A 12,300-nucleotide genomic window follows, 5' to 3' on the forward strand; every position below is an offset into this window, starting at 1 on the left:
TTGCTATTTGTGACGCCGTCACTTATTTATTTTGCAATACTTAAGGAAACTTTATAAAGATAAAAACGCCGGTGCCGATACTGGGTAAAAGTTAGCCTTTTGCAGAAGGAGTTTGTATGGCCTGGTATCCTACTCGTATTTCAACGCGTTTAACCATTGGCGGCATTCTGCTGCTTGCAGTCACTACACTTGTTATTGTTGCAATTATGCTCTGGCGAGGGCAGCCGCGCGTCGTTGAAATCAATACCGCCCTGATCGAAGAAACGGGGCAAGGTTTAACCCGCCAGTTAAGTACCGTGTTGTCGCGAATTGAAGGTGAGACCGTCGGTTTGTCGCGACTGGCCGAAGTGCTGCCCAACGATGAATCGCTATATCAAAGCGTTGTTCCACATTTGATAGGTGAAGATAAAGAGTCGATCATTACCGGCGGCGGCATTTGGCCAGAACCAGACGCCTTCACCGCAGGCGTAGAAAAACGCAGCTTTTTCTGGGCGCGTAACGCTGAAGGAAAGCTGATGTACTCCAACGACTATAACGTCGAAGGATCAAGCGGATACCACAATGAAAGCTGGTATCAGCATGCCAAGGGACATTCACAAAACAGCTGCTTATGGTCTGATGTTTACCAGGATGCCAGTTCCGGGGTCAACATGGTAACCTGCAGCGTTCCTTATCAACTGGCCGGTAAGTTTGCCGGCGTCGCCACTACCGATATTCGTCTCGATAACGTTGCCACCTTTATGCAACAGCAGGGAAACAGCACCGGTGGTTACGCGTTCGTGGTGGATAAACAGGGACAAATTCTCTATTTCCCGCAGGCAGACCTGACAAAACACAAAACCATTAACGATCTGGCGCAAAGCGCGCAATGGCTTATCCCGGTGGAAAACGGTCTTAAATCTTTACGTCCGGCAGATGGGGTGAAGACGATTACGCTTGCCAACGACAATGTGTTGAATACGCCGACCCGGGTAATGCTATTCCCGATGGCGGATACCGGCTGGGTCGTGGGGCTGGTGACGCCTGAATCACGCATCGTCGGTCTCGCCAAAGTGATGATGCAGGACGTGCTGGAAGTGTTGATCCCAATTATGACGCTATTGCTGGTGGGATCCTGGCTGGTGGTTCGCCGACTGATTTCGCGTCTCGATGATACCCGCCAGGCGCTCGATGATATTGCGCAGGGCGAAGGCGATCTTACCCGTCGTCTGGATGTGCGCGGCAAAGATGAGATTTCGGCTATCGCCGAGGCGTTTAATCTGTTCGTCGATAAAATCTCAGCCATTCTGATCACCGTCAGAAGCAGTAGCGTGGTGGTGGCGAATAATGCCGTCAGCCTGGCAGACAGCAATATGGAACTTTCATCTCGCGTCACGCAGCAGGCCGCTGCGCTGGAAGAGAGTTCGGCGGCGATGGAACAGTTAAATGCGACCGTTCATCAAAATGCCAGTAATACGCAACTGGCGGATGAGCTATCCGATAGCACCGCGCAAACGGCCAACCGCTGTGGCGATGTTATGCAGGGCGTGATCTCAACAATGGATAACGTCAGCGCGTCATCCGGCAGAATGGTGGAAATTGTCGCGGTGATTGACAGCATTGCGTTCCAGACCAATATTCTGGCCCTGAACGCCGCCGTTGAAGCCGCCAGAGCGGGCGATGCGGGTAGAGGGTTCGCCGTTGTCGCCTCTGAAGTACGTACGCTGGCCCAGCGTAGCGCCACCGCCGCGCAAGAAATTAAAGCATTGATTGATGAATCCGTATCTCATGTTGGTAGCGGAAGTCAGCAAATTCACAATGCAGGCGAACGGCTGGGAGAACTGGTCAATAACGTACGGCAGGTGCGTCAGTTGATGGGGGAAATACGCGTTGCAGGCGAAGAACAGCGTAAAGGCGTTTCCGAAGTCACGCTGGCCGTTACCGAAATGGACAGCACCGTTCAGCAGAATGCCTCGTTAATTGATGATGCCGCAGCACGTACCCAGGCCCTGAAAGAAGAGGCGGAACAACTGGCGTTGCTGGTCTCTTCATTTAGATTACCAGAACCTGCTACCGCCTGAGCGTCGAGTGAGGTCCGGGCGCAACCATTGCACCCGGACAGTCGATTAATGATCAAGGTACAGGTAGTGCATCCAACTGGTCATGCGCAAGAGTATTTTCCGTAGCAATGATAATGCTTCAAAATGCTGAGCTGAATAGACCGCAACCTGAGCGGCAACACCGTCTGGGAGTTGCTGTTCAGCCTGATTATTATCAACTTCGATACTGACCAGCACTTTGTTGCTGCCCGGTGTGACGTTTAAGGATTGCAATGTTCCCTGGGCATAATAAGCCCCGGTCGGGATCACGGGGGCAACACTGACGACTTTTCCCTGTACTACTTGTCCCGGCAGGCCATTGAAGACAATTTCAGCTTCATCACCCACATTAAGACGTAAGATCGAGTTTTGACGAAACGCCGCAACAATTTGGTTTTTGTGCGCAGGAATAAACACCATAACTGGCTTAAAAGGCAGTCTCGACGCATAGGTTCCCGGACGAACCAGTAATTGGCTGACATAACCGTCGCTGGGGGCGCGAACAATGGTTTGCTCATAATTAAATCGAGCCTCATCGATTTGAGCTTGCAGACTGGCGATCTGCGAGTTTTGTCCATGAATAGTGCTGTCGAGTTCTTTCTGAATACTGTTCAGTTCAGCATTGGCGGCGTTCATCGCCGCGTCCTGAGCCAGATAATCCTGGCGCGCTGTATCAATATCATTGGCAGTAAATGGGTTCACTTTTGCCTGACTGCCTTTCTGGTAGCGCTGATAGTTTTTGTAATATTTATCACGTTCAGCCCTGGCCTGTTCTAGCTGCAGTCGCGCGCTATTGCGTTTCTCCTCAAGGGCCAGAACGTCATGTTTTGCCGTAACAATGTCCGCTTCAAGCTTTTCCAGTTTAGCTTTATAACGGGCAGGATCGATTTTAAACAGGACATCTCCTTTTTTTATTGGTGTGTTAATTTTATCCGTTACTTCTGAAACCACCCCGGTAACTTGCGGAACAACGGGAATGCCCACAACCAATTTTTGTGCATCTTCTGTATAGGGATGATTATAATTCATGGTAAGGATCAGCGCCCCAAGCATGACCACGCCCCCCAATACCGCTGAGGGTAATGTCCACTTATTCAACGGAACCTTAAATACTTTAAAAATGACGTAAACGATAGCGGCGTAGGTTAATGTTAATAATATTTCCACGATTAATTTACCTTTGGATCCTGCGGGCTGTATGCGCTATTAGTTTGTTCATGTGTTTTTTCCAGTATCGCAATCCGCGCGCTTAGCTCAGCGATATTATGTCCTGAGGTATTTCCATGCCAGCCATGCTTATCACTGTATAATGTTGCCCAAATCCAGAGAAATGGCCAAATCGCATGTAATGTAAATAAACTGACCCAACCCGCGACATGTATGGCATCGAGGTGAGGGTGGTTGCGTTTCTTTGCAATCTCGTACGGGATGTCGTGCAAGATTAATACGCCATAAAAAATAATTAAGAACACCAGGATGAGTATTGCTAATGATAAATAATTGAGCAACATAGTAACTCCAACAGAATTTATAACTTTATTAGAGGGTATCTCTAACGTTGTTTTTCGCCGGATTCGAGCACCACTACAGCTACCAGTAAAGCGACCGACCAACCAGTTAGTAGTGCGCCTGTCATGCCTTCAAGTGAACCGGAGATCTCCCAGAATCGTGGTAACAGCAAATCGCCATAACCGACGGTGGCAAAACTTGTAATTGAAAAATAAAGCGAGTCGTAAAATGAACTAAAGCAATGATGAATATAATAAAATGTTGCATAAACGCCACATTCCAATAAATGAGCAAGCAGTAATAAAGAGCATAATAATCCTGCTCTCGGCTTTCTCAAAGTTGCACATTGCAGGCGTCTGGTTACCCATCGCGTCAAAATATAATGAACCCCCACACATAATCCAGTAATAAATAGCGACCACAAGATATTTTTAATTAACATTGAAAAAGCCCACAAGAACCATTTTGTTTATTGATATTATCACTGTGTTTTTTTTGACAAAAAGTATTAATGTATTGCAAGTATAAAATCAGACTTTCTTGTAAGGCTAATGTTAATAATAAAATCCAAAAATGGACTTTTCAGGTTTGATTTTTTCTCTATTACCGATAATCATTAATAAGATTATTTAGTGAATTAGACTGAGCCTTCTATGACCAGCAATACTGAACAAACCGGTAGCAGCGAAGAACTCCTTGCGACTAATATAACCAAACTTTTCAACGCATTACTGCCACTTTCTGAAGCCCAGTCGCTATATCGTAGCGGTTCTTTTATTATGGACTCTCAGGGTGAGAATGGGATCTGGTTGTTGACCGAAGGTAGAATAGTCATTCGCCGGCGCACTGATGGGCTCATCCTGGCCAGTCAGCAGGCACCAATGATGCTGGGAATGGCCGAGTTATTTCTTCCCACTGGGCATAACTTTTATGACATCGAAGCAGTCAGCCCATGCACTACTCACGTAGTGAAGAAAACGGATTTCATGACTATCGTTAATCGCGATCGACTCTGGGAATCTGTGGCAATCGTTGAAGCGTATATTATTCAGGTAATGAGCCAGCGCGATCGCCTGATCACCAGTCGAACCGCAACTGATATGGTTTGGGGACATCTTGAACTTTTACAGCAAGAGCCGGATGACGTCAGAAAAAGAATCCCGGCGGTACAGTATATCAGGGAGCGAACCGGGCTTTCCCGCAGCACCATTATGGATACGCTTGCCAGGTTAAAACGACAGGGGGCGATCCAGTTGCATCGCGGGCATTTAATCTGCATTTCGGCAGATTAACCACCGCATCCGTCCATGATTTAAATATAGCATGATGGGGCTTATGACGGATTTATGACGTTAAATCCATCAAAACATATGTTATCTGCTTTGTATCAATCTCACTTTAACTCTATAATATTGTGTGTAAACTGGCATTTATCCAAATAAGGGCCAATATTATGGATTTAACACTCAATACGGCTGCTGATATCGTCAAACTACTCTGTGACAGATTGCGTAAAGAACGACTCGCGCGGCAAATGACGCAGGCAGATGTTGCCGCGCGTTCAGGTGTCGGTGTGAATACCGTTTCGAATCTGGAAACAGGTAAGAATGTAGGATTTGAGAATCTGGTCAAAGTCGCAATGGTGTTAGGTTATGGCGATGCGCTGGAGGGTTTATTCAAACCCAGGATTGACAGTCTGGATGATATTTTGCGTTACGAGAAGAGCGCGGCACGCCAGCGGGTGAAAAGGAAAAATTCTGATGCCTGAACAAGTTGATGTCTTTTATGAAGGCTGGGGTGAAAAATGGCTGTGGGGAAAACTGGTGTCTTCCACAGCCCTGACCGGACGCCCGTTGATCGCCTTTGAATACAGTGAAGACGCCATACGTAAGGGACTGGAACTGTCCCGGCTGATGTTACCGCTGAACGGCCCACGTTTACGCAGGGATTTCCCGGCTCATCAATTGGGATTACCTGGACCAGTCTATGATTCGTTACCTGATGGCTGGGGTATGCTGTTGATGGACCGATTATTTAAACGCCGCGGACTAAACGCAGCGCGCATAGGTCCTTTGGAGCGCTTAACCTGGGTCGGCAACAACGCGATGGGCGCCATGACTTTCCAGCCCGTTCAGTCAGATGTCGAGAAGATTTCAAAAGAGGATGTGCCTCTCGAACAACTGGCCGCTGAGGTGCAGGAAGTCCTGAGTGGAGACGGCGGGGAATTCTTGCAAAAATTGCTTCAGATGGGCGGTTCGCCACAAGGGGCAAGGCCAAAAGCGCTACTTTATCGTGACAGTGTCACGTCGAAATTTACTACTGCGCCACTACCCGGGAGCGAAAGCTGGTTGATTAAATTTCCCGCCAGGCATGAGCATGCTGAAGTATGCGCCATCGAAGCGGTTTATGCTGAATGCTTGCGTCAATGTGGGATTACCACGCCCGATACGGCATATTTTGATCTGCCTGGCGGGCAGGCGGCCTTTGCCACCCGCCGTTTCGACCGTGACCAGTCGATACGTATTCCAATGCAGAGTCTGGCGGCACTTACCGGAGCAAATTACCAGTTACCCGGCGCTTTAGATTACCGGGATTTTCTGCGCGCCACGCAGATCTGTGCCAATGATGTCAGAGAAAAGGCGAAAGCGTTCGAACGCGTGGTTTTCAACGTGGCATTCAACAATCGAGACGATCATCCGAAGAACTTTGCTTATTTAATGTCAGCCGATGGAAACTGGACTCTGGCTCCGGCTTACGACGTCACCTGGTGTGAAGGACCCGGCGGGTACCACCAAATGGACGTGCTGGGGGAGGCGCTGGATATCGAAAGAAAGCACCTTCAGTTGCTTGGCGTTCAGGAAGCTGAGCTCTCTGCTGACCAGGTGAACGCCATAATCGAAAAGATCTGCCACTCTGCGATAGGGCTGAGCGCTATGGCCAGTGACAAATATCCCGAACAGATAACGCAAACCACGCTGGATACGATCCAGAAACAAATTAATGATAATGTCCGCCGGTTACTGTCCCGGTGATGCAGGTTCAGTCGCTACACTGACCTAAAGATAACCATTAACGCCCCCAACGGCTGTGAATATAGGTTACGGCCTCCTGCGTTTGCGGCTGATTGAGATAATCTTCGCGAAACAGGATGGTGCCGTTGATGTGTGGTTCGGACTCGTTCAGATCGAGCTGCTTTTTCAGCTCTGGCACGCCGCCTTTGACTGTCCAGTCCGGCTCTTTTCGTGAAGGTTCGCCGACTTTATACAGCGCCACTCCAATATAAAGGCGGGTATTGGTTGATTTCACAACATCTGCCCACCACTTCGCCAGCACATCGTATCGCGCCGCATCACGGGCAAAAGGCCAGTACAACTGTGGGGCGATGTAGTCCAGCAAGCCTAATTGTACCCAGCGACGAGTATCGGCATAAGATTCATCATACGCTGCTGCGCCACGGGTGTCGGAACCCGCAGGATCGTGAGAGCGATTGCGCCATACACCGGCGGGGCTGACCCCAAACTCCACCTCAGGCTTAAGTTTCTTGATGGTCCGCGAAACCTGGGCGATCAATCGTTGCGTGTTATCGCGCCGCCAGTCAGCTTTGGAATCAAATCCCTGACCATATTTTCTGAAGGTCTGGCTGTCGTTAAGCGCTGAACCGGGAGACTCGGTATAGAAGTAGTCATCAAACTGCACGCCGTCGACCGGATAATTTTCCACCACTTCCGCCACGATGCTGGTGATCCAGTCGCGCACTTCGGGAATACCGGGATCTAACACAAAACGCTCGCCCGAGGTGCGGATCCAGTCCCGGTGCAGGACATAAACGCTGGAGGGCGTCTGCGACAGCGTGCTGTTTAATTCGGTGATCGTTGATGGTTTGAGATTAACGGATACGCGGTAAGGGTTAAACCAGGCATGAACTTTCATGCCGCGTTTATGCGCTTCATCGAGCATAAACTGTAGCGGATCGTAACCCGGATCCTGACCAATCGTGCCGGTTAGCGTATCTGACCACGGCAAGATTTTAGATTGCCACAATGCGGTACCATCGGGTTTGACCTGGAAAAAAACGGTGTTGATGCCAAGACGTTTCAGGTTATCCAGCTTATCCGTCAACGCTTTCTGCTGCAGGCTGATACGGATGGCAGGGGAACTGACATTCACTGATGAGATCGGCGGCCAGTCCAGACGGGAAACCGTCGCCAGCCAGATTCCGCGCACCGGCTCCTTACTCTGTTGCGGTTTACTCACCGGAGGTAGTGGGGCGACTTTGGGACCGGGCGGCTGTGAAGAGCAACTGCCAAGTAACAACATACTGCCCACAAGTACCGCGAACCATTTCAGATTGGTTCGCGGTAATCTGGCATGGCAACGGACGAAGATATTCGCCAGTTTTTTCTGATATTTTCCTGAAAAGAAACCGGATGCTGGCATCAGACTATGCTCTTATTTTTTCTTGTTGCGGCTGTTAGCCCAGGGATCAATAGCAGGTGCAGTGTTGTTGAACGGGGTCACGTCATGCAGCGAATCAAGATAGAGCGCTTCAACTTCAGCACGCGCCCACGGCGTACGGCGCAGAAATTTTAAACTGGATTTAACGCTCGGTTCATTTTTAAAGCAGTTGATGTTAATGCGTTGAGCAAGCTCGGCCCAACCAAAACGATCGACCAGTGCATTGACCTGCATTTCTAGCGTTACGCCATGTAAAGGGTCTTTTGAAGTATGAGCATTCATATGAAGTCCAGTTCGGTATTTCCAGATTTTGTCAGTCGTGCAACGAGACAGATTACAAGAAAGCGGAACGACCAGCAATGGCCCAAATCGACACTGATCTTCCAGGGAACATTCGCTGAAACTGTAAAAAGAAGAGGGCGGACAGACCTGACACTTCAGGCTAATCGCGATGGAAGAACTCTTTCTCGTATAGCAATCCGTTACCAATTTAGCTAAAGTAGTGTATAGCAATTTGTTACCAACAGGAGATAACCATGCAAAGCAGCGCCCGTAAACCGACTCGTGATAAGCAAATTAATATCCGGGCTACTGATGAGGAACGTGCGGTAATTGACTACGCCGCAAGTTTGGTCAATAAAAACCGTACTGACTTCATCATTGAGAAGGCCGTGCATGAGGCCCAGAATATCATTTTGGATCAACGAGTATTCGTCCTGGACGATGCCCGTTATCAGTCTTTCATTGAACAGCTTGAAGCACCTGTTCAGAACGTTGAAGGGCGTCAACGCCTGATGAATGTGAAGCCCGAATGGAAATAAACGTCACGACACCGGTCTTGCTGACCGAAGGGCATGATCTCCAGCCATTTGATTGTGGTAATGACGTGTTAAATGATTGGCTACGTCGGCGGGCGATTAAAAATCAGTACCTCAACGCATCGCGCACATTCGTCATTTGTCTTGAATCTACTCAGCGTGTTGTGGGTTACTATTCCATTGCAACCGGGTCCGTGAGCCATGCTGATTTAGGCCGTAGTTTACGTCAGAATATGCCCGATCCGGTTCCGGTCGTTCTGCTGGGACGTCTTGCTGTTGATGTCTGTACTCAGGGGCATAGTTTCGGAAAATGGCTACTTAATGATGCGGTACTGCGAATTTCCAACTTAGCCGATCAAGTGGGCATCAAAGCCATCATGGTACATGCTATTGATGGCAAAGCTCGGGCATTCTATGAGTATTTCGGCTTCGTTCAGTCTCCGATAGCAGCAAATACGTTGTTCTACAAAATTTAGGTAGTGCGGGAAAAAGCACAGCTCATTTAATATCATTTTTACCGACAGATTTTCTCAGAACAGTTATATCCCTTTTAGGTGACTCCCCGAACATTCTCGAATATTCCCAGCTGAAATGGGACAGGCTTTCATAACCGACAGCATAGGCTGATGTGGTAACATCGTAATGTTCATTCAGCATCAGTCGCCTGGCTTCATTGAGGCGCAGCCATTTCTGATACCGAAGCGGGGTCATTCCCGCAAGCTGCCTGAAGTGTTGGTGGAAAGAGGGCGTGCTCATTTGCACGCGAGCTGCCAGCTCCTCGACACGTAAAGGTGATGCTATATTCGTCTTAGAAGCGATGAGTTAGTAGTGGTGTCAACCAATGTCCAAATGCCAGCAAACGAAAGATTAATGGGGACTTAACTCTATGACTTTGTGCACATCACACGATTTAACATAATATACATTATGCGCACCAGTGACACGGAGAGCCATTTTTACGGTTCCGGCCTGGTCAATCAACCACATCACACAACGAACGGCTTACAGCGCGTTTCACGCAGCATGGCAAATTCACGTATCGATAAACCGGATTACGTGAAATTTTACGTAATCCGTGGTGGCCACCACCGCCGGAACTGGCGAACGTCACCCGCAGCCGCCAGCTACATCACAGCGCCTTCAATACGCGCGCGCGGATCATGACATATAACGTCTGTTTTTTCGATTCGTCAGACGTCGACGAAAACAACCAGCCAATAACCGGAATCGAGGATAAAAACGGCGTGTCCTGATTATCTTTACGGGATGAATTGTCAATTAACCCGCCGAGTAACAATGTTTGCCCGTCTTTAATTGAAACCGTGGTTTCTATCTGACGCTGATTAGTAATAATGTCGCTGGCGGTCGTGTCATTACTGACGCTGTCAGCACGCACCTGTATATTCATTATTACGTTCTGCGTAGTCGTCACAACGGGATTAACTGTTAACGACACGCCCACGTCCTGACGCTCGATAGTCTGAAATGGCGAATCAATTGATGCAGCCTCACCTGTCGCCCGTCCGGTAATGAACGGGACATTCTGGCCTACGGAAATATAACCTTTTTCACCGGACATAGTGAGTATGTGAGGTACGGATAAAATGCTACTGTTTGAATCTTTCTGAACAGCCTGAATTGACAGCCCTAACACATTACCGCTAAATATGCCGAACGCAGCACCAGGAGTCGATAATGTTTCACCCAGTGCACTTGTATTAACACCGCCAACGATTTTACCGCCAGAAGACCGCCCCGCTGCGAAACTGAAATCAAATGAACTTCCCTCTGCTGTTTCAAATATCAGCCCCTCTATCAATACCTGATCACGGGGAATGTCAATTACGGGTAAAACAGTTTCTATCTCGTTTTGTTGCTCCTCTGTAGCGCTGACTGCGATTATGTTAGCACCATCAAAGGGAAATACATTAGCGCCGCTGACATTCTCACGTTTCAGATAGATTTCAATCACGGGCGCTAAATCTTTTGCCCTGACATTTTTGATATTATATGTACGGGTAACCAGATTAGCCGGAGGATTAAGAAAACCGCCCTGTCCGGTTTCTGTATCTGCCTCACCGTCTGAAGTTATATCGATGTCATCATCATAATCATAATTCTTTTTCTCGTATTTGGTTATAACAGACGGATTACCCGATGTAATATCGAAACCATTAGCCCGCAATACGGACACAAAAAAATCGTCCAGATTGTCTTTAGTGACATCAGCAGAATATATTGTAATCGTGCCTGTAACATCAGGAGACAGCACGACAGAACGGCCAGAACGTTTTGCGTACCAGCCGATAAAGTCACGCATCGACGCATTGTTTAAATCAACCTTTTCAGCCGCCGCACTGAATGAAACCAAAAATAATAAACTAGCAATGAACCATTTCATCAGTTAAGTCCTTTTTAATATTTGCTTTACAGGCGTTATAATATATAACCTGATACCCATTATTTATTAATTCAGCCTGGCTGATTTTAACGCCTTTAGAATCGATAAAAGTGTAATTGACCTCACGCCCAAAACGAGATGATGAATATATTTTAAAATCTGCAATATTATATTCAGAATTTAGCTGAGGCATCATTACCGTTGCGTCGACGTTTTCATCACTAGCCGATGAATAACTGAATATAGAACCCACTATTCAACCAACCACAAAAAAAAGGATTCGTGAATATTTTTTAAAATAGATTCTGGTTAACTTCATATATCCTTTGACCCCTAATTTTTTAAAATAGCGACCGTGTGACAAGTACGGTGTAAGATACGAATAAACGCCACAATCATAATTGTCGGTAAATATCTGTTTAGTGTTATATGCCGCATACAGTCCCTTGCCGGAATACAGCCATTTATCGACTGTTAACGAATTCTGGGAGTCTCCATATTTAACGATACCCAGATGGAATTTTGGCAATGGCAGTTTTCCGCCAAATATCGCATTGTAAATCCCGCCAATAAAAGGAATATTTACACGATCTAATCGACGGCAATAGACAACATGTTCAGCAAGTGCAAGCCGGGCTTGTTTATCCATAATAGAAACATCCTGAATTAAAAATATAATGTCCCATCCCATTTTTCGGGCATGCAAAAACCAGTTAATAACATCCTGTCGGCTTTTGTCAGCCCACGAACGCGAGTTAAACCATGTCCCGCACTCATCCAGTACGAGCAGCCCGTTTTTAGATTCATCATAAGATGTATTACCCACGCCTATAAATTCCAAATCCTCTAACGTAGGTTTATCGGGAATTCGCATGACACGGGGGGATTTTGCAAATTTACCCACACCCTCAAGTTTATGTAGCTGCAAATCAAGATTAGTGGCAACTTTACAGCCGCGAATAATCCTGTCTTTAATTTTACCAACTGCTACCAGTGTTTTCCCCGCCCCCAATTTTCCGGTAACAACGTAAACAGCCAT

General features: G+C 47.5%; 13 protein-coding genes and 1 pseudogene. 6 read left to right on the plus strand and 8 right to left on the minus strand.

What is annotated here, in order from left to right:
- The first annotated feature begins 116 nt into the window (after positions 1 to 116).
- A complete protein-coding gene (locus M4I31_RS11740) occupies positions 117 to 2,060 on the plus strand; it encodes a methyl-accepting chemotaxis protein (protein WP_085048209.1) in 1,944 nt (647 codons plus the stop codon).
- Positions 2,061 to 2,105: 45 nt separating this feature from the next.
- On the opposite strand, the gene M4I31_RS11745 is transcribed toward M4I31_RS11740, so the two are convergent.
- Genes M4I31_RS11745 through M4I31_RS11755 form a run of 3 tightly spaced genes read right to left on the minus strand, consistent with a single transcriptional unit; the run spans position 2,106 to position 4,029 of the window.
- On the minus strand, positions 2,106 to 3,245 hold the full coding sequence (locus tag M4I31_RS11745; protein WP_085048210.1) for an HlyD family secretion protein: 1,140 nt from the start codon (positions 3,243 to 3,245) through the stop codon (positions 2,106 to 2,108).
- A gap of 2 nt (positions 3,246 to 3,247) precedes the next feature.
- Positions 3,248 to 3,589, minus strand: a complete 342-nt coding sequence (locus M4I31_RS11750; RefSeq protein ID WP_042308402.1) for a DUF3302 domain-containing protein — start codon at positions 3,587 to 3,589, stop codon at positions 3,248 to 3,250.
- A 41-nt stretch (positions 3,590 to 3,630) separates the two neighbouring features.
- Complete coding sequence (locus tag M4I31_RS11755; RefSeq protein ID WP_085048211.1) at positions 3,631 to 4,029, minus strand: ion channel; 399 nt, start codon at positions 4,027 to 4,029, stop codon at positions 3,631 to 3,633.
- Between the two features lie 211 nt (positions 4,030 to 4,240).
- On the opposite strand from M4I31_RS11755, the gene M4I31_RS11760 reads away from it, so the two are divergent.
- From M4I31_RS11760 to M4I31_RS11770, 3 genes are all read left to right on the plus strand, one after another.
- The gene (locus M4I31_RS11760; protein WP_085048212.1) at positions 4,241 to 4,879 is read left to right on the plus strand and encodes a helix-turn-helix domain-containing protein; all 639 of its coding nucleotides are present in this window, start codon (positions 4,241 to 4,243) and stop codon (positions 4,877 to 4,879) included.
- A 161-nt stretch (positions 4,880 to 5,040) separates the two neighbouring features.
- The gene (locus M4I31_RS11765; RefSeq protein WP_085048213.1) at positions 5,041 to 5,355 is read left to right on the plus strand and encodes a helix-turn-helix domain-containing protein; all 315 of its coding nucleotides are present in this window, start codon (positions 5,041 to 5,043) and stop codon (positions 5,353 to 5,355) included.
- The gene (locus tag M4I31_RS11770) at positions 5,348 to 6,619 is read left to right on the plus strand and encodes a type II toxin-antitoxin system HipA family toxin (protein ID WP_085048214.1); all 1,272 of its coding nucleotides are present in this window, start codon (positions 5,348 to 5,350) and stop codon (positions 6,617 to 6,619) included. Before M4I31_RS11765 ends, M4I31_RS11770 begins: the two co-directional genes overlap by 8 nt.
- A gap of 37 nt (positions 6,620 to 6,656) precedes the next feature.
- On the opposite strand, the gene M4I31_RS11775 is transcribed toward M4I31_RS11770, so the two are convergent.
- Both M4I31_RS11775 and M4I31_RS11780 read right to left on the minus strand, forming a co-directional pair.
- Entirely contained in the window at positions 6,657 to 8,024 is a 1,368-nt protein-coding gene (locus tag M4I31_RS11775) for a glycoside hydrolase family 10 protein (protein WP_085048215.1), read from the minus strand.
- Positions 8,025 to 8,036: 12 nt separating this feature from the next.
- Entirely contained in the window at positions 8,037 to 8,324 is a 288-nt protein-coding gene (locus tag M4I31_RS11780; protein ID WP_079224212.1) for a VF530 family DNA-binding protein, read from the minus strand.
- A 254-nt stretch (positions 8,325 to 8,578) separates the two neighbouring features.
- On the opposite strand from M4I31_RS11780, the gene M4I31_RS11785 reads away from it, so the two are divergent.
- Together M4I31_RS11785 and M4I31_RS11790 are read left to right on the plus strand one after the other, a co-directional pair.
- The gene (locus M4I31_RS11785; RefSeq protein WP_038640582.1) at positions 8,579 to 8,863 is read left to right on the plus strand and encodes a DUF1778 domain-containing protein; all 285 of its coding nucleotides are present in this window, start codon (positions 8,579 to 8,581) and stop codon (positions 8,861 to 8,863) included.
- Entirely contained in the window at positions 8,854 to 9,336 is a 483-nt protein-coding gene (locus M4I31_RS11790; protein ID WP_085048216.1) for a GNAT family N-acetyltransferase, read from the plus strand. The genes M4I31_RS11785 and M4I31_RS11790 overlap by 10 nt, the downstream gene beginning before the upstream one ends.
- A 22-nt stretch (positions 9,337 to 9,358) precedes the next feature.
- Here the strand turns inward: M4I31_RS11790 and M4I31_RS11795 are convergent.
- The 3 genes and pseudogenes from M4I31_RS11795 to M4I31_RS11810 all read right to left on the minus strand — a co-directional run.
- Positions 9,359 to 9,670, minus strand: a pseudogene (locus M4I31_RS11795) (helix-turn-helix transcriptional regulator); the annotation flags it as partial.
- A 319-nt stretch (positions 9,671 to 9,989) separates the two neighbouring features.
- The gene (locus M4I31_RS11805) at positions 9,990 to 11,261 is read right to left on the minus strand and encodes a secretin N-terminal domain-containing protein (RefSeq protein WP_085048217.1); all 1,272 of its coding nucleotides are present in this window, start codon (positions 11,259 to 11,261) and stop codon (positions 9,990 to 9,992) included.
- 256 nt (positions 11,262 to 11,517) lie between these two features.
- Complete coding sequence (locus M4I31_RS11810; protein ID WP_176281255.1) at positions 11,518 to 12,300, minus strand: zonular occludens toxin domain-containing protein; 783 nt, start codon at positions 12,298 to 12,300, stop codon at positions 11,518 to 11,520.

Origin of the sequence: Citrobacter sp. XT1-2-2 (assembly GCF_023516235.1) — a bacterium.
Lineage (GTDB): Bacteria > Pseudomonadota > Gammaproteobacteria > Enterobacterales > Enterobacteriaceae > Citrobacter > Citrobacter werkmanii.

Coding starts and splice junctions, on each gene's coding strand:
- M4I31_RS11790 (WP_085048216.1), top strand. CDS start 8,854: ATGGAAATAAACGTCACGACACCGGTCTTGCTGACCGAAGGGCATGAT.
- M4I31_RS11760 (WP_085048212.1), top strand. CDS start 4,241: ATGACCAGCAATACTGAACAAACCGGTAGCAGCGAAGAACTCCTTGCG.
- M4I31_RS11785 (WP_038640582.1), top strand. CDS start 8,579: ATGCAAAGCAGCGCCCGTAAACCGACTCGTGATAAGCAAATTAATATC.
- M4I31_RS11810 (WP_176281255.1), bottom strand. CDS start 12,300: ATGGCTGTTTACGTTGTTACCGGAAAATTGGGGGCGGGGAAAACACTG.
- M4I31_RS11805 (WP_085048217.1), bottom strand. CDS start 11,261: ATGAAATGGTTCATTGCTAGTTTATTATTTTTGGTTTCATTCAGTGCG.
- M4I31_RS11770 (WP_085048214.1), top strand. CDS start 5,348: ATGCCTGAACAAGTTGATGTCTTTTATGAAGGCTGGGGTGAAAAATGG.
- M4I31_RS11740 (WP_085048209.1), top strand. CDS start 117: ATGGCCTGGTATCCTACTCGTATTTCAACGCGTTTAACCATTGGCGGC.
- M4I31_RS11775 (WP_085048215.1), bottom strand. CDS start 8,024: ATGCCAGCATCCGGTTTCTTTTCAGGAAAATATCAGAAAAAACTGGCG.
- M4I31_RS11765 (WP_085048213.1), top strand. CDS start 5,041: ATGGATTTAACACTCAATACGGCTGCTGATATCGTCAAACTACTCTGT.
- M4I31_RS11755 (WP_085048211.1), bottom strand. CDS start 4,029: ATGTTAATTAAAAATATCTTGTGGTCGCTATTTATTACTGGATTATGT.
- M4I31_RS11780 (WP_079224212.1), bottom strand. CDS start 8,324: ATGAATGCTCATACTTCAAAAGACCCTTTACATGGCGTAACGCTAGAA.
- M4I31_RS11750 (WP_042308402.1), bottom strand. CDS start 3,589: ATGTTGCTCAATTATTTATCATTAGCAATACTCATCCTGGTGTTCTTA.